Below are 23,584 nucleotides of genomic sequence, written 5' to 3'. Positions count from 1 at the left end.
AAATTTGGTATTTATTGGAATGAAAAAACAAAGAGTTATAAAGATCAAGCTAATAAAGTCATTCCTCTTTCAGAGTTGGATCATCGATTTACTAAATTAAAAACAGATTTGTACGAAATTATTAAAGAAGGTATTCATTTCAAATTTGATAATGCTATCTTTGATATGAAAAAGTCAACAAATGAATTTATTGGTCGTTCTGCGGTGGTGACAAAATTACTTTGTATTTATTCTGAGAATCATTCTTTTTTAGGGGTAAATATGAATAGTCAAAAGAGATTCTGGAACAAGCTACTTCCTCAAAAAAATCAAGGGGGGCCTTATCTTCAGAATCATGAGATTTGTCAACTCGTATTGCAAAAGTATCCTGAGCTGGAACCATCATTGTTGGGAAGTATCTTATTTGAATATTCAACACAATTTTTAGACGAAAAAGAAAAGAAAGAAGAAAAAATGTCTCTAGAATATAAGGTTTATTATCCATTGAGTCAAACTCTACTACAATCCAAAAACCTCATTCTTCGTGGTGCACCTGGTACAGGAAAAACTTATCTTGCTAAAGAAATTGCCAAAGAATTAACAGATGGCAACGAAGAACAAATCGGATTTGTACAGTTTCACCCATCCTATGATTATACGGATTTTGTGGAAGGTTTAAGACCAGTATCAAATGGGGATGGAGCTATTGAGTTTAGGCTAAAGGATGGTATTTTTAAAGATTTTTGTCAGAAAGCAAAAGAAGCCCAATTGATTGGAGGACAAGATAATTTTGATGAGGCTTGGGATTCTTACTTAGAATATATAAATGTTGCTGAAGAAAAAGAATATATAACAAAAACATCTTACTTATCTGTTAATAGTAGACAAAATTTGTCAGTAAATTATGATAGTGGTGTTCCAGGATGGTCACTACCTCGCAAATATGTTTATGAGTTGTATAAAGATAAAAATTATAATAAGCAAGAATACTACAAAAGTGGTGGAAAAACTGTCCTAGAAACATTGAAAAAGAGATTTGGTCTGAAAGACTACCTTTCCCCAACAGAAATTGATACTGATAAGAAATTCGTCTTCATCATCGATGAGATCAATCGTGGTGAGATTTCTAAGATTTTTGGGGAACTCTTTTTCTCTATCGATCCTGGCTATCGTGGTCAGAAGGGGAGTGTTTCTACTCAATATGCCAATCTACACGAAAACGATGAAAAGTTTTATATACCAGAAAATGTTTACATCATTGGAACTATGAATGATATTGACCGCTCAGTGGATACCTTTGATTTTGCAATGCGCCGTCGTTTCCGTTTTGTTGAAGTTACTGCTGAAAGCCAATTAGGCATGCTAGATGATGCTCTTGGTGATAAGGCTGAAGAAGCTAAAGCGCGTCTAAGAAACTTGAATGCTAAAATTGAAAAAGTTCAGGAACTGAATAGTCATTATCATATCGGACCAAGTTATTTCCTTAAACTGGAAGAAGTAGACTTTGACTATGAGTTGCTCTGGTCTGATTATCTTAAACCACTTTTGGAAGATTACTTGCGTGGTTCTTACGAGGAAGCTGAAACTCTTGAAACATTGAAAAAAGCATTCGATCTGACAAAGAATGAACAAAAAGATCAGGCAGTAGCTGACGACAATGAAGGCGATAAAAATAATGATGCGGATAACTGATAATCAGCATGAAATTGCGAAAGAAGACTTTGTCGCAGAATTTCCCAAACTAAGCCAACTTCTCTTAGATAGAACATTAGGAAATCTTTCTCAAGAAGACAATATCTTTATTTTTCCAAATGACTTGCAGTATTCTCCTGACTTGGATAAGGACCAAAAGATATTGGAAACCGTCAATCAGAAAATCAAGACAGGAAATGTGATTGGTTTTCTGGGCTATGGTCAGGAAAGATTAACAATCTCCTCTCGCTTTTCGAGTAAAGGTGATGACCAGTTCTTGCATTATCTTTTACAAAAGGTTCTTCATATCAATCTGACTAGTTTAGATGTTGCTTTGTCGCGTGAAGATAAACTCTATCAGCTTTTAATCTACCTTTTTCCTAAGTATCTTCAAGCAGCTCTCCGAAAAGGTCTTTATAAGGAATACCAGAGATTTTCTCATAATGACAGCAATGTCAAGGGAGTGATTGATTTCGGAAATCATCTCAAGAAAAATCTTTCTTTCACGGGAAATATTGCCTACACAACTAGAGAGTTTACCTATGATAATCCTCTTATGCAGCTGATCCGTCATACAATTGAATACATGAAGAATCAGAAAAGTCTTGAGAGAGGAGTTCTTGATAATTTATTAACAAGTCGTGAAAATGTCTCTGAAATTATTCGTGTAACCCCATCTTATAAAATAGCTGATCGTGCTAAGATTATCCGACTAAATCAAACCAAGCCTCTTCGTCATGCATACTTTCGAGAGTATAGAAAATTGCAAGAGCTTTGTCTGATGATATTAAACAGAGAAAAGCACGGTTTAGGATACCCAGAGCAAAAAATCCATGGTATTCTTTTTGATGTTGCCTGGCTTTGGGAAGAGTATGTTAATACCGTGTTGCCAAAAGATTTCATCCACCCACGAAATAAGGATAAGACGGACGGTATTTCGGTATTTTCTGATCGTAAACGAAAAGTTTTCCCAGATTTTTATAATAGAGAACTAAGAACAGTTTTAGATGCTAAATATAAAAAACTAGAATTTACTGAAAAAGGAATTAACCGTGAGGACTTGTTCCAGCTGATTTCTTATTCTTATATTTTAGAAGCTGAGCAGGCTGGTCTTGTTTTTCCGAGCGAGGACAAGGTTGTTGATAATGAGATAGGAAAGCTAGCAGGTTATGGAGCCCAGTTGAAAAAATGGTCTATCCAAATTCCTGGACAAGCCGAAAGTTATGAAGATTTTGTCAGGAGGATTGAGTCCTCTGAAAAAGTCTTTATCGAAAATCTAGGTAAGTGTTTGAAAGGTAAGACAAATACAGGGTGAATGTCTACTTATTATCTAAATCAAGAATTATAAACACGAACATTATTTGTTTTCGGTCATTACAATTGACAAAAAACGGACATTATTGTAAACTTGTTAGAGTAATTGTCTGGAAAAGACGCGGCTATTCCTAACTTTAGGAAGGTCTAAACAAGAGAAATGAGAGAAATATGTTAAACGAATTTCCGATCTTTGACTATGAAGATATTCAGCTAATCCCTAACAAGTGTGTTCTTAAAAGTCGTGCAGAGGCTGACACGCAGGTAACTTTAGGGAAGCATACCTTTAAATTACCAGTTGTTCCTTCCAATATGCAAACAATCCTAGATGAAAATGTTGCTGAACAACTTGCTAAGGGTGGCTATTTCTATATTATGCATCGTTTTGATGAAGAAGGACGCATTCCTTTTGTCAAACGTATGCACGATCAGGGTTTGATTGCTTCAATCTCAGTAGGTGTTAAAGACTACGAGTATGACTTTGTTAGTCAATTAAAGGAAGATGCACCAGAGTACATCACCATTGATATTGCTCATGGTCATGCAGACAGCGTGATTTCAATGATTCAGCACATCAAGAAAGAATTACCTGATACTTTTGTTATCGCTGGTAATGTTGGCACTCCAGAAGCTGTGCGTGAACTTGAAAATGCTGGTGCAGATGCTACTAAGGTCGGAATCGGTCCAGGTAAAGTATGTATTACTAAGGTTAAAACTGGTTTTGGTACTGGTGGTTGGCAGTTAGCAGCCCTTCGCTGGTGTGCGAAAGCTGCGCGTAAACCAATTATTGCCGATGGTGGTATCCGTACACATGGTGATATCGCCAAGTCAATCCGTTTCGGTGCGAGCATGGTCATGATTGGTTCACTGTTCGCAGGGCATATCGAAAGTCCTGGTAAAACAGTTGAAGTGGACGGTAAACAATTCAAAGAATACTATGGTTCAGCTTCAGAATACCAAAAAGGTGCTTATAAGAATGTCGAAGGTAAGAAAATCCTTCTTCCTGCTAAAGGACATTTGCAAGATACCTTGACTGAGATGGAACAGGATTTGCAAAGTTCGATTTCTTATGCTGGAGGTCGTAAAGTAGCTGATCTTAGACATGTGGATTATGTGATTGTGAAGAACTCTATCTGGAATGGAGATGCTCACTAAAAAATATCATTACTTATTTATGCCACGAATTGGCGTGGCGTTTCTACAAGGTACCGTAAATACCTAACAATGAGTAAGCTGCAGAGATATAAGGATAGGTGTTAAATCTATTTCTTTGTTTCCTAGAGGCTTACTTGGTAAGTCTCTTTTTATTATGTGATTATTAGTCCGTCTCGCTCCGTGAGGTGCGAGACAAATAAACCACCCGTTAGACGGGTGGTTATGATTTCGGAGGTTATTGTGAAATTATTAGAAGAACGAATTTTAAAGGACGGAAACGTCCTTGGTGAGAATATTCTTAAGGTGGATTCCTTCTTGACCCACCAAGTTGATTATTCCTTGATGCGCGAGGTTGGTCGCACTTTTGCAGATCATTTTAAAAATGCTGGTATTACCAAAGTCGTGACCATTGAAGCGTCAGGAATTGCCCCAGCCCTTTATGTGGCTGAACAGTTAGATGTTCCCATGATTTTTGCTAAGAAGGCAAAAAATATTACTATGAATGAAGGAATTTTGACTGCTGAAGTTTATTCTTTCACTAAACAAGTAACTAGTACCGTATCTATTGCAGGTAAGTTCTTATCTCCTCAAGATAAAGTATTGATTATTGATGATTTCTTGGCTAATGGTCAAGCAGCTAAATGTTTGATTCAGATTATCGAGCAAGCTGGAGCTACAGTTGAAGCCATCGGAATTGTGATTGAAAAATCCTTCCAAGATGGTCGTGAACTGCTAGAAAAATCAGGTCATCAAGTAGTATCACTTGCGCGATTAGAGCGTTTTGAAAATGGAAAAGTTATCTTCAAGGAGGCAGATATCTAATGAAACAACAGGAAAACCACTCACAAGCAGCCGTTCTTGGTTTGCAACACTTGCTAGCCATGTACTCAGGTTCAATCCTGGTACCAATCATGATTGCAAGTGCTTTAGGGTATTCAGCTCAACAGTTGACCTACCTTATTTCAACAGATATCTTTATGTGTGGGGTTGCAACTCTTTTACAATTGCAACTCAATAAACATTTTGGTGTCGGTTTGCCTATTGTTCTTGGAGTAGCCTTCCAGTCTGTTGCTCCTCTTATCATGATCGGTCAGAGTCATGGTAGTGGTGCTATGTTTGGAGCTTTGATTGCTTCAGGGATTTATGTTATCCTGATTTCAGGTATCTTCTCTAAGGTTGCCAATCTTTTCCCTGCAATCGTAACTGGTTCTGTTATCACAACAATCGGATTGACCTTGATTCCAGTTGCCATCGGAAATATGGGAAATAACGTTGAAAAACCAACTGGTCAAAGTTTAGCCTTGGCAATGATTACTGTTCTCATTATTCTTTTAGTTAATATTCTTACCAAAGGATTTATCAAATCTATTTCCATTTTGATCGGTTTGATTGCAGGTACCATTATTGCTGCTACTATGGGCTTGGTTGACTTCTCTCCAGTAGCAGAAGCTCCACTAGTTCATATCCCAACTCCATTTTACTTTGGTGCTCCACAATTTGAGATTTCTTCTATTGTAATGATGTGTATCATCGCTACTGTATCTATGGTAGAATCAACTGGTGTTTATCTTGCCCTTTCTGATATTACTAAAGATCCAATCGATAGCACTCGTCTCCGCAATGGTTATCGCGCTGAAGGTCTTGCTGTCTTACTTGGTGGACTTTTCAATACCTTCCCTTATACAGGATTTTCACAAAACGTAGGCTTGGTGAAACTTTCAGGTATTCGTACTCGTTTGCCAATCTATTACGCAGCTGGTTTCCTTATCTTGCTCGGTCTCTTGCCTAAGTTTGGTGCCTTGGCTCAGATTATTCCTAGCCCTGTTCTTGGTGGAGCAATGCTCGTCATGTTTGGTTTTGTTTCGCTACAAGGGATGCAAATCTTGGCGCGTGTAGACTTCGAACACAATGAACACAACTTCCTCATTGCAGCAGTTTCTATTTCTGCTGGGGTAGGATTAAACGGAAGCAATCTCTTTAATACTTTACCGACTGAATTACAAATGTTCTTCTCAAATGGTATTGTCATTGCAAGTACAGTAGCCATCGTCTTGAATGCTATTTTGAATCGTAAAAAATAAAAATAAATGAGAAGCGATAGAAATATCCTTCTCATTTTCTTTTTTAGAGCTTGAGTATTGTTTATAGAGTCCTTTTTATGGTAAAATGGTTCTATGAATGAAAGAATGAAAGAGCTCGTTGAACTGCTCAATCGCTATGCGACAGAGTATTATACAAGTGATAATCCATCTGTATCTGATAGTGAGTATGACTGTCTTTATCGTGAATTGGTAGAGTTAGAAAAAGCTCATCCTGACCAAGTTTTGCCGGAAAGTCCGACACATCGTGTTGGTGGAAAGATTCTTGATGGGTTTGAGAAATATAGTCATCAGTATCCTCTCTATAGTTTGCAGGATGCTTTTTCACGTGAAGAACTCGACGCCTTTGATGCGCGTGTTCGTAAAGAATTGGATGATGTCACTTATATTTGTGAGTTGAAGATTGATGGTTTATCGATTTCCTTGACTTATGAGCAGGGAATTTTTGTTACTGGGGCAACTCGAGGTGATGGCTCCATCGGTGAAAACATCACTGAAAATCTTAAACGAGTGAAAGACATTCCTTTATCATTACCAGAAAAATTAGATATTACTGTTCGTGGTGAATGTTATATGCCGAGAGCTTCTTTTGACCAGGTCAATCAATCTCGTCAAGAAAATGGGGAGCCAGAATTTGCCAACCCAAGAAATGCGGCTGCAGGAACACTTCGTCAGTTAGATACAGCAGTAGTAGCCAAACGTAATCTTGCAACCTTCCTTTATCAGGAAGCTAGTCCTTCAACTCGGGATAGTCAAGAGAAGGTTTTGAAACATTTAGAACAATTAGGCTTTGTGGTTAATCAAAGACGTCTATTAGCTCATAGTATGGATGAGGTTTGGACGTTTATTCAAGAAATTGGTCAAGAAAGAGATCAGTTGCCTTATGATATCGATGGAGTTGTGATTAAGGTCAATGATCTAGCTGGTCAGGAGCAACTAGGATTTACAGTCAAAGCACCTAAGTGGGCAGTCGCTTATAAATTCCCAGCAGAAGAAAAAGAAGCGAAACTTCTTTCTGTTGACTGGACTGTTGGCCGTACAGGAGTTGTGACTCCGACTGCTAATCTTACTCCAGTACAACTTGCAGGTACAACTGTAAGTCGTGCAACCCTTCATAATGTTGACTATATCGCTGAAAAGGATATCCGTAGGGATGACACAGTCATTGTCTATAAGGCAGGTGATATCATTCCAGCTGTTCTACGAGTGGTAGAATCCAAGCGAGTGTCAGAGGAAAGACTAGATATTCCAACAAACTGTCCAAGTTGTGACAGTAAGCTTTTGCATTTTGAAGATGAGGTTGCCCTTCGTTGTATCAATCCGCGATGCCCTGCTCAAATCAAGGAAGGCTTGACGCACTTCGCATCGCGTGATGCTATGAATATTTCTGGCCTTGGTCCATCGATCGTGGAGAAACTATTTGCTGCCGATTTGGTTAAGGATGTTGCAGATATTTATCATTTGACTGTGGAAGATTTGCTTTTGCTAGATGGTATCAAGGAAAAATCTGCTCAAAAACTCTACCAGGCTATTCAAGCATCCAAAGAAAATTCTGCTGAAAAACTCTTGTTTGGTTTGGGGATTCGTCATGTGGGAAGTAAGGCAAGTCAGTTGCTTTTACAAAACTTCCATTCAATTGAATCGCTAGCACAAGCCAATCCTGAAGAAATTGCAAGTATCGAAAGTTTGGGGAGTGTCATTGCTCAAAGCCTACAGACCTATTTTGCTACAGAGGGTTCTGAAATCCTTTTAAGGGAATTGAAAGAATCAGGTGTTAATCTAGACTACAAAGGACAGACAGTTGCAGCACATGCATCCTTGTCTGGTCTAACTGTCGTATTGACAGGAAAACTAGAGCGTCTTAATCGCTCAGAAGCTAAAAATAAATTAGAAAGTCTAGGAGCCAAGGTTACTGGTAGTGTGTCGAAAAAAACAGACCTTGTTGTAGCAGGAGCAGATGCAGGAAGCAAGCTCCAAAAAGCACAAGAACTGGGAATAGAGATTCGTGATGAAGCTTGGCTTGAGAGTTTGTAAGCTATGAAAGAAGAAAAAAAACGCGCACGTCTCATTTATAATCCGACATCAGGCCAGGAAATTATCAAGCAAAATATCGCAGAAGTCCTAGAAGTGTTAGAGAGCATAGGCTATGAAACCAGTGCTTTCCAAACCAAACCTGAACACCTGTCAGCCCAGAAAGAAGCAGAAAGAGCTGCAAAAGCTGGCTTTGATTTGGTTTTAGTAGCTGGTGGCGATGGCACCATCAATGAAGTGGTTAATGGAATTGCACCTCTGGAACATCGTCCAAAGATAGCCATCATTCCTACTGGGACTATCAATGACTATGCAAGAGCATTGAAAATCCCTATGGGGGATCCAGTTGCTGCAGCGAAGATCATTGCTAAAAATGAAACCAAGAAAATTGATATTGGTCGTGCCTTTGGCGATAAGTATTTCATCAATATTGCTGCGGCAGGAGCTCTTACAGAGCTAACCTTTAGTGTTCCGAGTGAACTGAAGACGCGTCTGGGTTATCTGGCCTATGTTGCTAAAGGCATCGAGATGTTCCCAAAATCCAAAGCCCGTCCTGTTCGTATTTACCATGATTGGGGCATTTTTACAGGAGAAGTTTCTCATGTCTTTGTTGCCTTGACCAATTCTATCGGTGGATTTGAGCAATTCGCACCTGATACCAAGCTGGATGATGGCAATTTCACGCTTATTCTAGTAAAGACGGATAAAATACTAGATATGTTGAGTTTGCTAGTTCAGGCCATGAACGGAGGCCAACACGTATCAGATGTCAATGTTGAATATCTGAAAACTAGTAAACTCCGAATTGAAACTTTGGATCAGGAAGAGCCGTTTATGCTTAATCTTGATGGAGAATACGGTGGTGACACACCAGTAGATTTGGAAGTGTGCCATAATCACATTGAGTTTTTTGTGAATTGTGAGGCGATTGATCAAGAAATTATTAGTAACATATAAAATCAAATTTAATTTAGAAATTAGGGAGAACTATGTACAATTATCCTGTACTTATTCATTATCATCGTAAGGATGAAGCCTACGAGGCTTGCAGTTTCAGTAAAAAAACAGTAGATTCAGTAGAGCTTATCAAAGAAGAAGAATATTTTGGTGCCAAATTTTCACTGACTCAATCGAGTGAAGTAGCCCTTGAGACCATGACTTTTAGCGTTGAAAAAGATGGTGTCAGCAAAGAATATCCTATTCGCTTCAATTACTATCCACTTTTGACAGAGGTTTGGATTTTGGATGGAGATGATACAGTTTATTATTCTGAAAATCCTGCCATTGCAAGTCCCCACTATAAAGACCAAAATCCTTTTGCCTTTGACAAGGCAATCAATAGTGCGAGTTTCGACCACCACTGGGGTTATCAAGGAGAGTTGGGATGTCAAGTTTCTGAAAATGAAACAAGTTTTAGCTTATGGGCACCAACAGCTACTTCTGTCCAAGTAGTAGTCTATGAATCAACGAGCAATGACGCTCCTATCCTTAAAACCTTTGAAATGGAACGAGGAAATAGTTATTCCTATAGCCACAAGTACAATACCATTGGTGTTTGGAGTTTAACAGTTCCAGAAAGCTTAGCAGGTTGTGCTTACCACTACCAAATTGACTTTCCTCATCACCTGTCATTAACTCGTGATCCATATACAATAGCGACAAGTCCTGATGGAAAACGCTCAGCCATTGTCTCAAACCAAGATCGTCAGGTCGAAGGTTTTGAGGTTAAGCATGGTACAGAAGCAACTTGGCGTTTGGAAAATCCTTGCCAGGCAGTTGTGTATGAAATGCATATCCGTGATTTGACTAAGTCTAAAACATCTGGTGTTGCGCCAGAATTAAGAGGAACCTTCTTAGGTGCAGCGCAAACTGGAACAGTTAACCAATATGGTCAATCGACTGCGTTTGATTACATCAAAGAACTTGGTGTCAACTATGTTCAGTTGCAACCAATTGCAGACCGTCATAAAGAATACGATGCTGATGGAAATGTAACTTATAACTGGGGATATGATCCACAAAACTACAATGCTCCAGAAATTAGCATGTCTACAAATCCAAATGATCCAGGTCAAGCTATCCGTGATTTGAAAGCCATGGTCCAAGCTTATCACGATGCTGGTATCGGTGTTATTATGGACGTTGTTTACAATCATACCTTCTCAACCGTTGATGCACCATTCCAAACAACGGTTCCTGATTATTACTATCGAATGAACCATGATGGAACCTACCAAAATGGAACAGGAGTCGGTAACGAAACTGCCAGTGAGCATGAAATGTTCCGTAAATATATGATTGATTCGCTTCTCTACTGGGTAAAAGAGTACAATATTGACGGATTCCGCTTTGACTTGATGGGAATTCACGATGTTAAAACCATGCAGATGATTCGTTGGGCTATGGACGAAGTCGATCCGAAAATCATCCTGTATGGAGAAGGTTGGGATATGGGAACAGGTCTTGCTCCTTATGACAAGGCTAAGAAAGACAATGCCTACCAGTTGCCAAACATTGGATTCTTTAATGATAATCAACGTGATGCGGTCAAAGGTTGTGAAGTCTATGGCTCTATCAAATCTGGCTTCGTCAGTGGAGCAGGTACTGAGCCGATCATCGCAAAGGCTATTCTTGGAAGTCGAGAGCTGGGTTCTTACCTCAGCCCCAATCAGGTTCTTAACTATGTAGAAGCCCACGATAACTACAATTTGCATGATTTGCTTAGAACCCTTCATCCATCGGAGAGCGAAAAACGTATCATGAAGAAAGTAGAAACAGCAACGGCTATGAACCTCCTTATGCAAGGGATGGCATTCATGGAACTGGGGCAAGAGTTTGGCCGTACTAAACTCGTAGCTACAGGCGAAAATGGAGAGTTGACTCACGCAGATCGTGAGCGAGCAATGAACAGTTACAATGCTCCTGATAGTGTCAACCAAGTCAACTGGGATTTGATCAATGAGCGTCAAGATAGTATCGAGTTTGTCCGTCAGATTATCCGTCTTAAAACACAAACTAGTGCCTTTTCATACCCTACCTATGAAGAAGTCTACCGTCATGTCTTTGTTCACACAGCCATTGAAAATAGTGGTTGGATTGTCTACGAGATTCAGGGAATTGAAGAGCACTTCTTGGTTGTTTTCAATGCTAAAGGGGCTTCATTTTACTATGAAAATGCAGGAAACCTTGAAATGTTGGTAACTAATAGCCGTTCTGACCAAGAAAATGTTATTGACGACGTCAGTGTGGCAGTTATGAATGTTTTATCGTAAGTCTTAATTTGAAGACGGAGTCAATGAAATGTAGGGCAAAGCTATTTTGTAGAGTCCAATGAATGAACAAAAATGTTTCAAAGGCTCATTTCTACTAAAAATACGAGGTCGGGATTTTTGATCCCGGCCTATAATTCTAGACAGTCTCTGTTGAAGTCCTAAGTAAAACTAAAATTTTCAGAATAGTAGTTCATTTTCAAGTCGTAGACAGATAGAAAAAAACAGAAGTTTCATTACTAATTGAATTATAATTAGAAAAGTTCATTACTTTTAGTGGGAGATACCTATGGATATCAATACAATTACTCTGGAAAAATTCATCACCTTAAATGAAGAGGAGAAACTTCAATGTCTCAAAGACATTAAGCATACCTACCAATTCGAAAAGATAAAGGAAATCTTCTCAGAGCTTGGATTAGAAAATTTAAGTGGCCAAGTACTTAGTGAACTAGCCAAAGTTTGTAATAATTGGAGTCAATTCGAAGAGGCAAAAATAGTTTTAGAGATGGTTTCTGAAGAAGATAGAGATGCTATTTGGTATTATCGAAATGGTTTTACCCATTGGCGTTTATCTAGTGATCCGAACAAGGACTTTGAAACTGAAGCTAATCAGGCTCTAGCTTTATTAGAAAATGCTATCAAAAATGCTATCAAAAATGCTGGTTCCCCAACAAATCCAGTTATTGAATGGTGTATTGAGTTGGTTAGAGTAGGTTCTCTAAAGCAAGTTCTTGAAAACAGGCCAACAGACTATCCCTTGTTACAAAAATACTATTTTGAAGATGTTAATGAAACTAATCAAGTAATGAAAATTGTACAAAATAAGAAATTATACAAGAATATTACGATAGAAGACGTCCAAAATGCAAAAGACTCATGGGACATTATTAAACCAGTATACGAAACTGTTAACATTTATAACACCTATGAAGACTATCTCGATTCTGCAAAAATCTTTACTTTAGAACAAAGATACCTTCTGGCGATTATCTGGTATTTTATCGAAGTAAACAATGGAGGCCACTATCAATTTTTCGATAATTCTACAGGGATTGTCTGGGAAGATACTTTAAAGGGCTTCGACCTATTTGGAATGAAGGAGCATGCTGCTAATTTCAAAAATCTCCTTGCATACTTTGGCGGAACTATCTCCTTTGTTAGAGAAGAAAGATCGGAGCTGCTAGCACAGATGGAAGAAGAGTATGGCGATGATTTTTATGAGAAATTGGATGAAGCAGATAATTTTGTCTATGATTATGATGGAAATGAGAATGAGCTAAGTTTTATCAAAAAATATCCAGAGAAATTCATTTTTCATGGAAGTGCAGATAAATCGTAAAGAATAGTAAATAAAGAAAGAGCAGATTGGAAGGTCTGCTCTATTTTTTTAGGGGGAAATCCCTTGTTTCTGAATAGTTGCAACCTAAATTGAATGTTATAAACTCTATATTTACGGATTTTCAATATATTTTCCAAAAATATAAGGCTAAAAATTGCTTAAAACCGAATATTTTGTTACTATTATATAAAAATGTAAGAAAATGAAAAGAGGTGAAGACAAATCAGAAAATTTAAATGATTTTCCCAGGACGCATCAGAGAATTATTTTCAGATTTTCGAAATAATTTTTTAAAATATAGTAATTTACTTGAAACTTCTCTTAAAAGGTAGTATAATAAAAAATAAGAAAACGCTTTCAATTAAAAGGGGGATTAAATGGATAAATTAGAAGCTTTAAGAACTTTTACCAGTGGTGAAAATTTCCATCTTCAACACTATTTAGGAGCGCATCGTGAAGAAAGAGACGGTGAGTATGGCTATACATTCCGTGTCTGGGCGCCAAATGCGCAGGCTGTCCATCTAGTTGGTGATTTTACTAACTGGGTTGAAAATCAAATCCCCATGGTTCGTAATGAATCTGGAGTTTGGGAAGTTTTTACAACTTTAGCTCAAGAGGGGCATATTTATAAATATCATATTACTCGTGCTAATGGTCATCAGCTTATGAAGATTGATCCCTTGGCAGTACGCTATGAAGATCGTCCAGGCACAGGGGCTGTTTTAACAGAAATTCCTGAGAAAAAATGGAAAGACGGTCTTTGGTTAGCTCGTAGAAAACGTTGGGGATTTTTCGAGAGACCAGTTAACATCTATGAGGCGCATGCAGGATCTTGGAAGAGAAATCCTGATGGGACACCTTATAGTTTTGCTCAACTAAAAGAGGAACTTATCCCATATCTTGTTGAGATGAACTATACTCATATCGAGTTTATGCCTTTGATGTCTCATCCTCTTGGATTGAGTTGGGGCTATCAGCTCATGGGTTATTTCGCTTTAGAACATGCCTATGGTCGTCCTGAAGAGTTTCAAGACTTTGTTGAGGAATGTCATATCAACAATATCGGAGTAATTGTGGACTGGGTACCTGGACACTTTACAATCAATGACGACGCTTTGGCATACTACGACGGCACCCCGACTTTTGAATACCAGGATCATAATAAGGCTAACAACTACGGTTGGGGAGCACTCAACTTTGACCTTGGTAAAAATGAAGTCCAATCTTTCTTGATTTCTAGCATTAAGTTTTGGATTGATTTCTATCATCTAGATGGTATTCGTGTTGATGCCGTAAGTAATATTCTCTATCTAGATTATGATAATGCTCCATGGACCCCAAATAAAGACGGTGGCAATCTCAACTATGAAGGCTATTATTTCCTTCAACGTTTGAACGATGTTATTAAGCTAGCTCATCCGGATGTTATGATGATTGCAGAGGAGTCTTCTTCAGGTACCAAGATTACTGGCATGAAGGAAATGGGTGGACTTGGATTTGACTACAAGTGGAACATGGGTTGGATGAATGATATCCTACGTTTCTACGAAGAAGATCCAATTTACCGTAAGTATGACTTTAATCTTGTGACTTTCAGCTTCATGTATGTCTTTAATGAAAATTATCTCCTACCATTCTCACATGATGAGGTTGTCCACGGTAAGAAGAGTATGATGCATAAGATGTGGGGTGATCGTTACAATCAGTTCGCTGGTTTGAGAAACTTATACACCTATCAAATTTGTCACCCTGGTAAGAAATTACTCTTCATGGGTAGTGAGTTTGGTCAATTCCTAGAGTGGAAATCCGAAGAGCAATTAGAGTGGTCTAACCTAGAAGATCCGATGAATGCCAAGATGAAGTACTTTACATCACAGTTGAATCAGCTTTATAAAGACCACCGTTGTCTTTGGGAAATTGATACAAGCTATGACGGTATTGAAATTATTGATGCGGATAACAGAGATCAGAGTGTTCTTTCCTTTATCCGAAAAGGCAAGAAAGGCGAGATGCTAGTCTGTGTCTTCAATATGGCACCGGTTGAACGTCCTGATTTCACAATTGGTCTTCCTGTTGCAGGTATTTATGAAGAAATTTGGAATACAGAGTTAGAACAATGGGGTGGTGTGTGGAAAGAGCATAACCAAACTGTTCAAACTCAAGAAGGATTGTGGAAGGATTATGAGCAGACTTTGACCTTTACCTTGCCAGCTATGGGAGCAAGTATTTGGAAAATCAAACGTCGCATCAAACCTACTAAAAAAGTCGCTAATAAAACTCAAAAAGGAGTAGAAAATGAAGAATGAAATGCTAGCTTTAATCCTTGCTGGTGGGCAAGGAACTCGTCTTGGAAAACTCACTCAAAGCATTGCGAAACCAGCTGTGCAATTTGGTGGGCGCTACCGTATCATTGACTTTGCTCTTTCAAACTGTGCCAACTCTGGTATCCATAATGTTGGGGTTATTACACAGTATCAACCACTAGCTCTCAACAGCCACATTGGTAATGGTTCTAGTTGGGGTCTAGATGGTATTGACACAGGTGTTTCTATTCTTCAACCCTACTCTGCAAGTGAAGGAAACCGTTGGTTTGAAGGTACAAGTCATGCTATTTACCAAAACATCGACTATATCGACAGCATCAATCCTGAGTATGTTTTGATCCTTTCGGGTGACCATATCTACAAGATGGACTACGATGATATGCTCCAATCACACAAGGACAATAATGCCAGCTTGACAGTTGCTGTCTTGGATGTGCCACTTAAAGAAGCTAGCCGTTTTGGTATCATGAATACAGATGCTAATAATCGTATTGTTGAGTTTGAAGAAAAGCCAGCTGAACCAAAATCAACTAAGGCATCAATGGGTATCTATATTTTTGACTGGAAACGACTTCGTAATATGCTAGTTGCAGCTGAAAAGGCTAATCTAGACATGTCAGACTTCGGTAAAAATGTTATTCCAAACTATCTTGAAACAGGCGAAAGTGTCTATGCTTATGAATTCAATGGATACTGGAAGGACGTTGGTACTATCGAATCACTCTGGGAAGCAAATATGGAATACATTTCTCCAGAAAATGCTCTAGATAGCCGTAACCGTCAATGGAAAATTTATTCTCGTAACCTTATCGCTCCACCAAACTTCCTTGGAGAATTCGCTCAAGTAGAAGACTCTCTTGTAGTGGACGGATGTTACGTAAATGGTACAGTGAAGCATTCTATCCTCTCTACAGCAGCTCAAGTTCGTAAGGGAGCCGAAGTCGTTGATTCTGTTATCATGAGTGGAGCAGTTATTGGTAGAGGTGCTAAAATTACACGTGCAATCATCGGTGAAGGTGCAATTATTGCCGATGGTGTAGAAATTGATGGTACAGAAGAAGTACAAGTAGTCGGATATAACGAAGTAGTGGGGGTAGCAACAGATGAAGATTGATAAATATTCAGCGATTTTAGGAAATACCGTTGGTTCCCATGATATGTCAACCTTGACAAGTAACCGTCCTGTGGCGAGTTTGCCATTCGGAGGAAAGTATCGCTTGATTGACTTCCCACTCTCAAGTTTAGCAAATGCTGGTGTTCGTAGTGTCTTTGGAATCTTCCAACAAGATAATATCAGCTCAGTTTTCGACCACATTCGTTCAGGTCGTGAGTGGGGCTTGAATACACTACTTAGTCACTACTATTTAGGTATTTACAATACACGTGTAGAAAGTAGCACTGTTGGTAAAGAGTATTATCAACAACTCTTAACTTACTTAAAACGTTCAGGTTCAGACCAAACAGTTTCCTTGAACTGTGATGTTTTGGTAAATATTGATCTTGCTCAAGTTTTCCATTTGCATAATACAACAAAATCACCAATTACAGTTGTTTATAAGAAATTGCCTAAGAAGGTCATTTCAGAAGTAAATGCAATCCTTGATATTGATGAAACTGACCACGTACTTTCACACAAACTCTTTGATAAAAAATCAAACAAAGAATACTACAACATGTCAACAGATATCTTTGTTGTAGACACTCAATGGTTGATTAAACGTTTGGAAGAAGAAGCTCAAAAAGAATATCCAGAAAAATTACGTTATGTTCTTCGTGATTTGGCAGCCAAAGAAGGTGCTTTTGCATATGAATATACAGGTTACCTAGCCAATATTCATTCAGTAGAAACATATTACCAAGCTAATTTAGATATGCTTGATCAGCATAAATTCTACTCTTTGTTCTCGCCAAATCAAAAGATTCACACTAAAGTTAAAAACGAAGAGCCTACTTACTATGCACCAGGTTCAAAAGTAAACACATCTCAATTTGCTTCTGGTAGTATCGTTGAAGGCGAAGTGATTAAATCTGTTATTTCGCGTAATGTTCGTATCAATAAAGACAGCTTGGTTAAAGAATCTCTTATCTTCCCTCGTGTTGTCGTTGGAAAAGGTGCACAAGTTGAGTATGCAATTGTTGATAAGGGTGCTGAAATAGCTGAGGGAGTTGTTATTCGAGGTACAGCAGAAAACCCTGTTATCATCAAAAAAGGCGAAAAAGTAACAGAGGATGTCCTTTCATGAAAATTTTATTTGTAGCAGCAGAGGGAGCTCCCTTTTCAAAAACAGGTGGATTGGGAGACGTTATCGGAGCACTTCCAAAATCATTAGTAAAAGCTGGGCATGAAGTTGCTGTTATCTTACCCTACTATGACATGGTTGAAGCCAAGTTTGGTGATCAGATTGAAGATGTCCTTCAATTCGAAGTCTATGTTGGTTGGCGCAGACAATTTTGTGGAATTAAGAAAACTGTTTTAAACGGTGTTACCTTCTACTTTATCGACAATCAATATTATTTCTTCCGTGGGCATGTTTATGGAGATTTCGATGATGGTGAACGTTTTGCCTTCTTCCAACTTGCTGCCCTCGAAGCTATGGAGCGTATCGGATTTATCCCTGATGTCCTCCACGCTCATGACTACCATACAGCAATGATCCCGTTCTTGTTAAAAGAAAAATACAGATGGATTCAAGCCTACGAAGAAATCAAGACGGTTTTGACCATTCATAACTTGGAATTTCAGGGTCAATTTTCTGAGAGTATGCTTTGGGACTTGTTCAGGGTTGGATTTGAGCGCTACGCTGATGGAACAGTTCGTTGGAATGATTGTCTTAACTGGATGAAGGCTGGTATTCTCTATGCAGACCGTGTATCAACCGTGTCACCGAGCTATGCTTATGAGATCATGACTACAGAGTTTGGTTGTGGTATTGATCAGATTCTCCGTATGGAATCTGGTAAGGTTTCTGGTATTGTTAATGGTATTGATACAGATTTGTACAACCCAGAGACGGATGCTTTACTTGAGTATCATTTTAATAAAACTGATTTGTCAGGAAAAGCTCAAAATAAAGCGAAACTTCAAGAAAGAGTTGGTCTTCCAGTACGTCCTGATGTACCAATGATTGGTATCGTGTCACGTTTGACTCGTCAGAAGGGCTTTGATGTGGTGGTTGAAAGCCTGCATCGTATGCTTCAAGAGGATATTCAAATCGTTCTCTTAGGAACTGGAGATCCAGGATTTGAACAAGCCTTCTCTTGGTTTAGTCAAGTATTCCCAGAAAAACTTTCTGCCAATATCACTTTCGATGTGAAATTAGCTCAAGAGATTTATGCAGCATGTGATATTTTCCTCATGCCAAGTCGCTTTGAACCGTGTGGACTTTCACAAATGATGGCCATGAGATATGGTACGCTTCCTTTAGTAAACGAGGTGGGTGGACTTAGAGATACTGTTCAAGCCTTTAATCCAATTGAAGGAACAGGAACAGGCTTTAGCTTTAACAACTTAACTCCATACTGGCTTAACTGGGCATTGCAAACTGCTTTGGACGTTTATCATAACCATCCTGACGTATGGAAAAACATGCAAGTTCAGGCTATGGAATGTGATTTCTCTTGGGATACAGCCTGCAAGTCATATCTTGATTTGTATCATAGCTTAGCAAACTAAATAGTTAAAATCGTATGATACCTTCATACGATTTTTTGAGATTTTGAAAGTAAGGCAATTATATGAAAAAAATTAAAGGACTCTGTGTACTGGATGTTGATGGAACTCTGATAGAAGAAGAGGTCATTGATTTATTAGGAAAAGAGGCAGAGTGTGAAAATGAAGTAGCTCTACTGACTGTCCAAGCTATGAGGGGAGAACTAGATTTTGAAGAAAGCTTGAGAAAACGAGCTTCTTTATTACAAGGACTATCTGTAGATACTTTTGATAAGATTTATCATGAACTACACCTTAGTAAAAATGCTGCGCAATTTATTAACACTCTGCAAAAAAATCAGATAGAAGTGGGTTTAGTTTCGGGTGGATTTACACCTGTGGTTGAAAGAATAGCAAAAGATTTAGGGATTTCATTATTTTCTGCTAATCAACTGGAAATCAGAGATGGTCATTTAACTGGAAATCTTGTTGGTCCTATTATAAGCAGAGAAGTTAAAAAAGAAACCCTAGTAAGATGGGCTGATGAATTAGAGGTACCAATTGATAGAACAATTGCTATTGGAGATGGAGCTAATGATTTAGCAATGTTGAAGAGAGCTGGAATCGGCATTGGCTTCTGTGCCAAAGAAATCGTGAAAGAGGAAATTCCCCTTCAAATTGAAGATAGAGATTTAACAAAAGTATTGAATCTGATAGATTTCCTTTGATTAGAAAGATGAGTGTATGAAAATTGTTATAGCACCTGACTCTTTTAAGGAGAGTCTCCCTGCAAGTGAAGTAGCTAAAGCTATTAAACGAGGCCTTCAAAAGGCTCTACCTGAATCAAAATGTTTGCTCTTACCTGTTGGCGATGGAGGGGAAGGAACAGTGGATGCCATTAAAAATTCACTTGGTCTTGTAGAAAAAACTGCTTTAGTGACAGGTCCCTTTGGAGATGAGATTCAAATGACTTATGTTCAAAAAGGAGAACTTTCTCTGTTCGAGGTGGCCGATTTAGTTGGGCTTGCTAAAATTCCTATTGAAAAACGAAATCCACTGAAGATTCAAACAAAGGGGATTAGTCAACTGATCCTATATTTAATCGAACAAGGAATGAAAGAAATCTATATAGGAGTTGGTGGGACATCCAGTAACGATGGTGGGATTGGTATTGCTTCAGGACTTGGTTACCAGTTCTATGACAAAAATGGAGATGAACTTCTAGCTATTGGTCAGTCTTTGTTTGAAATTACTGATATCTCAAAGGAGAAAGTTATATCTATTCCTTCTGATGTGCGTATCAAAATCTTAGCAGATGTTACCAATCCACTCTGTGGAACTCACGGTGCTACCTATACATTTGGAAAGCAAAAAGGATTAGATCCAGCTCAATTTCAAAAAGTTGATGATGCTATTGAAAACTTTTACCACAAAGTTGCACCTGAAATGTTAAAATTGGATGGTGCTGGAGCAGGTGGCGGTATTGCAGCTGGCTTATGTGCTTTTGCTGGAGCAGAAATCGTATCTGGTATCCAAACTTGTTTAGATTTAATAAACTTCGATGAACAGGTCGCAGATGCAGATCTTGTCATCGTTGGTGAAGGTAGATTAGACACTCAAAGCTTAGCTGGCAAGGCTCCAATAGGTGTAGCAAAAAGAACACCAAATGGTGTTCCAGTTATTGCTATTTGTGGGAGTCTGTCAGAGGATTTACCACCCTTACCATTTGAAAATATCGTTGCAGCCTTTTCTATACTAGAAAAAAGTGAACCCCTGGAAGACAGTCTAAAAAATGCAGCTATCTATTTAGAAAATACAGCTACTAACATTAGTCAACTCTTAGCTTTGAAGAAGAATTAACCAAACCATTTTTTCCAAAAAGAAGTAGGAGCTTTGGTCTCTTTCTCTTGCCACAAGTCTGGAAAGGCCTTTTTAAGATCTTTTTCATTTATTTGAACAGGGGCATCACTATGAATAATCACGCCAAAAGGAGACGAATTGTGATCTTCTGAAACGATAGTCGCTTGGAAGTCAGCATCTTTGGCTTGTTTTAGATAATAGACCTGCTTTTCAAATACTACCCGAGGAGAAATTTTGACAAAAAGAGGTTCAGTTTCTTTTTTTAGACTCACTAAAATAGATACATAACCCTTTTGAAATTTATCATCATTAGCTGTTTCAAGGTCTGCATAGCCAAGGACCCTTTCCTCGAAAGTTCCGAGAAAACGTCTCTGTTCATCTGGATTTAGTTTAAGCCCACCATGAGCCTTTTCTAGGATTTGTTTGGATACATCAGTCATAAAAATAGTATATCATAAAATAAAGGAGAAAACAGATAAAAGAAAGCGATTACTTTATAAACTTAAGGAAAATTTGCACAAAGATAACGTTTTTCCTTGAAAAAGGTGTCTTTTTAAGGTATCATAGAGGTGTAAAAAATTTAACTCAATAAGGAGAGTAAAAAATGTCAATTATTACTGATGTTTACGCTCGCGAAGTCCTAGACTCACGCGGTAACCCAACACTTGAAGTAGAAGTTTACACTGAATCAGGTGCTTTCGGACGTGGTATGGTTCCATCAGGAGCTTCTACTGGTGAACACGAAGCAGTTGAACTTCGTGATGGTGACAAATCTCGTTACGGTGGTCTTGGTACACAAAAAGCTGTTGACAACGTAAACAACATCATCGCTGAAGCAATCATCGGCTACGATGTACGTGACCAACAAGCTATTGACCGTGCTATGATCGCACTTGACGGTACTCCTAACAAAGGTAAATTGGGTGCAAACGCAATCCTTGGTGTGTCTATCGCTGTAGCTCGTGCTGCTGCTGACTACCTTGAAATCCCACTTTACAGCTACCTTGGTGGATTCAACACTAAAGTTCTTCCAACTCCAATGATGAACATCATCAACGGTGGTTCTCACTCAGATGCTCCAATCGCTTTCCAAGAATTCATGATCGTACCTGCTGGTGCACCAACATTCAAAGAAGCTCTTCGTTGGGGTGCTGAAATCTTCCACGCTCTTAAGAAAATCCTTAAATCTCGTGGTCTTGAAACAGCTGTAGGTGACGAAGGTGGATTTGCTCCTCGTTTCGAAGGAACTGAAGACGGTGTTGAAACTATCCTTGCTGCTATCGAAGCTGCTGGTTATGTTCCAGGTAAAGACGTATTTATCGGATTTGACTGTGCATCATCAGAATTCTACGATAAAGAACGCAAAGTATACGACTACACTAAATTCGAAGGTGAAGGAGCTGCTGTTCGTACTTCTGCAGAACAAATCGATTACCTTGAAGAATTGGTAAACAAATACCCAATCATCACTATCGAAGATGGTATGGACGAAAACGACTGGGACGGTTGGAAAGCTCTTACTGAACGTCTTGGTGGTAAAGTTCAATTGGTTGGTGACGACTTCTTCGTAACAAACACTGCTTACCTTGAAAGAGGTATCGCTGAAGGTGCTGCTAACTCAATCCTTATCAAAGTTAACCAAATCGGTACTCTTACTGAGACATTCGACGCTATCGAAATGGCTAAAGAAGCTGGTTACACTGCAGTTGTATCACACCGTTCAGGTGAAACTGAAGATTCAACAATCGCTGACATCGCAGTTGCAACTAACGCAGGTCAAATCAAGACTGGTTCACTTTCACGTACAGACCGTATCGCTAAATATAACCAATTGCTTCGTATCGAAGATCAACTTGGTGAAGTAGCTGAATACCGTGGATTGAAATCATTCTACAACCTTAAAAAATAAAATAGTTCAGTGAACTATTTTATCCCGAACCTTGAAACTCAAAAGTTCGGCCGTTGATTTAACAACGTTTTAAGCCCCTCGGATATTTTCCGAGGGGCTTTTTTGATGTTCAAAGCGATGAGGATTCTAGTTTTATAGTTTTCAAAGTTCCTGACTCCAAAAGCATTGCGTTTGATGAGTTTGATGAAATTATTAGTGGCTTCCAATTTGGTGTTGGAATAGGGGACTGCAGGGCGTTGACGATTTTCTCTTTATTCTTTAGAAAGGTTTTAAAGACATTCTGAAAGAGAAGATGGACCTGTTTTAGATTGTCCTCAATGAGTCCGAAAAATTTGTCAGACTCCTTATTCTGAAAGTGAAAAATCAAGAGTTGATAGAGATTATAGTGGTGTTTCAAGTCTTCTGAATAGCTCAAAAACTTGTCTATAATCTCTCAGGAAACTGGTCTTTTATTTGTATATATGAATCTATTCCGAATTACTCTATTTTATTATATAATCAGGAAAGGAAGATTGTATAATATAATATTGAAACAACAATAAAATAAAATATTTTTACGGTTAAATCATATTTAAATCAGATTAGTAAAAACGAAGCGAATAAAGACAAAGGCACAAATTATATGCCTTTCATACATTAATTATATAATCAATTATATAATCGATTTTTTAAAACCTATGTATATCGCATAGGATAAGGGGAAGGATTTCGATTAGAGAAAAAAAATTAATAAAAAGTACAAAAAAGTAGATAAAAAAGTTGAAAAATTAACTCATAGTGATATACTAGTACCTGTAAGAGTTTACAAAAAAAATTTAAGGAGAATAAAATGAAATATCATTTTAATGAGCGCCAACGCTTTTCTTTACGTAAGTATAGCTTTGGTTTAGCGTCTGTTCTTTTGGGAACTGCCTTCTTTTTGAGTGGGCAAGTCGCTAGCGCTGATGAGACAAATGTTTCA

Annotated in this window: 18 protein-coding genes, 1 pseudogene and 1 riboswitch; of the genes and pseudogenes, 17 read left to right on the top strand and 2 right to left on the bottom strand. The window is 38.3% G+C overall.

The genetic code is table 11. From position 1 onward, the window contains the following. The 15 genes from ADM33_RS07250 to ADM33_RS07180 form a co-directional block, all read left to right on the top strand. Window positions 1–1,671: McrB family protein (locus ADM33_RS07250; protein ID WP_049504134.1), on the top strand; the 1,671-nt coding region annotated here is incomplete at its 5' end. Then, entirely contained in the window at window positions 1,655–2,986 is a 1,332-nt protein-coding gene (locus ADM33_RS07245; RefSeq protein WP_193390760.1) for an McrC family protein, read from the top strand. The genes ADM33_RS07250 and ADM33_RS07245, both read left to right, overlap by 17 nt. A gap of 170 nt (window positions 2,987–3,156) precedes the next feature. Next, a complete protein-coding gene (gene guaC, locus ADM33_RS07240) occupies window positions 3,157–4,140 on the top strand; it encodes a GMP reductase (protein ID WP_049504132.1) in 984 nt (327 codons plus the stop codon). Next, window positions 4,134–4,230, top strand: a riboswitch (purine riboswitch). It overlaps the preceding gene by 7 nt. Before the next feature lie 150 nt (window positions 4,231–4,380). Next, window positions 4,381–4,962 (top strand): xanthine phosphoribosyltransferase, encoded by a 582-nt coding sequence (locus ADM33_RS07235; protein ID WP_049504138.1) that lies wholly within the window; start codon window positions 4,381–4,383, stop codon window positions 4,960–4,962. Next, a complete protein-coding gene (locus ADM33_RS07230; protein WP_049504130.1) occupies window positions 4,962–6,221 on the top strand; it encodes a nucleobase:cation symporter-2 family protein in 1,260 nt (419 codons plus the stop codon). Before ADM33_RS07235 ends, ADM33_RS07230 begins: the two co-directional genes overlap by 1 nt. Before the next feature lie 93 nt (window positions 6,222–6,314). Beyond that, complete coding sequence (gene ligA, locus ADM33_RS07225; protein ID WP_049504128.1) at window positions 6,315–8,273, top strand: NAD-dependent DNA ligase LigA; 1,959 nt, start codon at window positions 6,315–6,317, stop codon at window positions 8,271–8,273. Window positions 8,274–8,276: 3 nt separating this feature from the next. After that, window positions 8,277–9,227 (top strand): diacylglycerol kinase family lipid kinase, encoded by a 951-nt coding sequence (locus tag ADM33_RS07220; RefSeq protein ID WP_049504126.1) that lies wholly within the window; start codon window positions 8,277–8,279, stop codon window positions 9,225–9,227. Between the two features lie 32 nt (window positions 9,228–9,259). Next, window positions 9,260–11,542 carry a type I pullulanase gene (pulA, locus tag ADM33_RS07215; protein ID WP_049504123.1) on the top strand — a complete coding sequence of 761 codons (2,283 nt, stop codon included), beginning with the start codon at window positions 9,260–9,262 and terminating at the stop codon, window positions 11,540–11,542. 286 nt (window positions 11,543–11,828) lie between these two features. After that, window positions 11,829–12,881, top strand: a complete 1,053-nt coding sequence (locus tag ADM33_RS07210; protein WP_049504121.1) for a DMP19 family protein — start codon at window positions 11,829–11,831, stop codon at window positions 12,879–12,881. A 377-nt stretch (window positions 12,882–13,258) separates the two neighbouring features. Then, window positions 13,259–15,187, top strand: coding sequence for a 1,4-alpha-glucan branching protein GlgB (gene glgB, locus ADM33_RS07205; RefSeq protein ID WP_049504119.1), 1,929 nt, complete (start codon window positions 13,259–13,261; stop codon window positions 15,185–15,187). Beyond that, complete coding sequence (locus ADM33_RS07200; RefSeq protein ID WP_049504117.1) at window positions 15,177–16,319, top strand: glucose-1-phosphate adenylyltransferase; 1,143 nt, start codon at window positions 15,177–15,179, stop codon at window positions 16,317–16,319. The genes glgB and ADM33_RS07200 overlap by 11 nt, the downstream gene beginning before the upstream one ends. Continuing rightward, window positions 16,309–17,448: a glucose-1-phosphate adenylyltransferase subunit GlgD gene (gene glgD / locus ADM33_RS07195; protein WP_049504116.1), complete on the top strand. Its 1,140-nt coding sequence runs from the start codon at window positions 16,309–16,311 to the stop codon at window positions 17,446–17,448. Before ADM33_RS07200 ends, glgD begins: the two co-directional genes overlap by 11 nt. Further along, window positions 17,445–18,878 carry a glycogen synthase GlgA gene (gene glgA / locus ADM33_RS07190; protein ID WP_049504114.1) on the top strand — a complete coding sequence of 478 codons (1,434 nt, stop codon included), beginning with the start codon at window positions 17,445–17,447 and terminating at the stop codon, window positions 18,876–18,878. The genes glgD and glgA overlap by 4 nt, the downstream gene beginning before the upstream one ends. A 62-nt stretch (window positions 18,879–18,940) precedes the next feature. Further along, window positions 18,941–19,582, top strand: coding sequence for a phosphoserine phosphatase SerB (serB, locus tag ADM33_RS07185; protein WP_049504112.1), 642 nt, complete (start codon window positions 18,941–18,943; stop codon window positions 19,580–19,582). 16 nt (window positions 19,583–19,598) lie between these two features. Further along, window positions 19,599–20,714, top strand: a complete 1,116-nt coding sequence (locus ADM33_RS07180) for a glycerate kinase (RefSeq protein ID WP_049504111.1) — start codon at window positions 19,599–19,601, stop codon at window positions 20,712–20,714. Here the strand turns inward: ADM33_RS07180 and ADM33_RS07175 are convergent. Beyond that, window positions 20,711–21,154, bottom strand: coding sequence for a DUF1694 domain-containing protein (locus ADM33_RS07175; RefSeq protein ID WP_049504109.1), 444 nt, complete (start codon window positions 21,152–21,154; stop codon window positions 20,711–20,713). The genes ADM33_RS07180 and ADM33_RS07175 overlap by 4 nt on opposite strands. A gap of 164 nt (window positions 21,155–21,318) precedes the next feature. On the opposite strand from ADM33_RS07175, the gene eno reads away from it, so the two are divergent. After that, complete coding sequence (eno, locus tag ADM33_RS07170) at window positions 21,319–22,623, top strand: surface-displayed alpha-enolase (protein ID WP_000022825.1); 1,305 nt, start codon at window positions 21,319–21,321, stop codon at window positions 22,621–22,623. A gap of 38 nt (window positions 22,624–22,661) precedes the next feature. Here the strand turns inward: eno and ADM33_RS07165 are convergent. Further along, window positions 22,662–23,056: pseudogene (locus ADM33_RS07165) on the bottom strand (transposase); the annotation flags it as partial. A gap of 396 nt (window positions 23,057–23,452) precedes the next feature. On the opposite strand from ADM33_RS07165, the gene ADM33_RS11925 reads away from it, so the two are divergent. After that, window positions 23,453–23,584: YSIRK-type signal peptide-containing protein (locus ADM33_RS11925; protein WP_049504107.1), on the top strand; the 132-nt coding region annotated here is incomplete at its 3' end.

The organism is Streptococcus oralis, from assembly GCF_001075875.1.
GTDB classification, from domain to species: domain Bacteria; phylum Bacillota; class Bacilli; order Lactobacillales; family Streptococcaceae; genus Streptococcus; species Streptococcus oralis_I.
This window is presented reverse-complemented; position numbering and strand designations above follow the sequence as displayed.

Excerpts from the sequence above, each read along its gene's own strand:
- ADM33_RS07245 (WP_193390760.1), top strand. The coding sequence starts at position 1,655 with ATGATGCGGATAACTGATAATCAGCATGAAATTGCGAAAGAAGACTTT.
- guaC (WP_049504132.1), top strand. The coding sequence starts at position 3,157 with ATGTTAAACGAATTTCCGATCTTTGACTATGAAGATATTCAGCTAATC.
- ADM33_RS07230 (WP_049504130.1), top strand. The coding sequence starts at position 4,962 with ATGAAACAACAGGAAAACCACTCACAAGCAGCCGTTCTTGGTTTGCAA.
- ligA (WP_049504128.1), top strand. The coding sequence starts at position 6,315 with ATGAATGAAAGAATGAAAGAGCTCGTTGAACTGCTCAATCGCTATGCG.
- ADM33_RS07220 (WP_049504126.1), top strand. The coding sequence starts at position 8,277 with ATGAAAGAAGAAAAAAAACGCGCACGTCTCATTTATAATCCGACATCA.
- pulA (WP_049504123.1), top strand. The coding sequence starts at position 9,260 with ATGTACAATTATCCTGTACTTATTCATTATCATCGTAAGGATGAAGCC.
- ADM33_RS07210 (WP_049504121.1), top strand. The coding sequence starts at position 11,829 with ATGGATATCAATACAATTACTCTGGAAAAATTCATCACCTTAAATGAA.
- glgB (WP_049504119.1), top strand. The coding sequence starts at position 13,259 with ATGGATAAATTAGAAGCTTTAAGAACTTTTACCAGTGGTGAAAATTTC.
- ADM33_RS07200 (WP_049504117.1), top strand. The coding sequence starts at position 15,177 with ATGAAGAATGAAATGCTAGCTTTAATCCTTGCTGGTGGGCAAGGAACT.
- glgD (WP_049504116.1), top strand. The coding sequence starts at position 16,309 with ATGAAGATTGATAAATATTCAGCGATTTTAGGAAATACCGTTGGTTCC.
- glgA (WP_049504114.1), top strand. The coding sequence starts at position 17,445 with ATGAAAATTTTATTTGTAGCAGCAGAGGGAGCTCCCTTTTCAAAAACA.
- serB (WP_049504112.1), top strand. The coding sequence starts at position 18,941 with ATGAAAAAAATTAAAGGACTCTGTGTACTGGATGTTGATGGAACTCTG.
- ADM33_RS07180 (WP_049504111.1), top strand. The coding sequence starts at position 19,599 with ATGAAAATTGTTATAGCACCTGACTCTTTTAAGGAGAGTCTCCCTGCA.
- ADM33_RS07175 (WP_049504109.1), bottom strand. The coding sequence starts at position 21,154 with ATGACTGATGTATCCAAACAAATCCTAGAAAAGGCTCATGGTGGGCTT.
- eno (WP_000022825.1), top strand. The coding sequence starts at position 21,319 with ATGTCAATTATTACTGATGTTTACGCTCGCGAAGTCCTAGACTCACGC.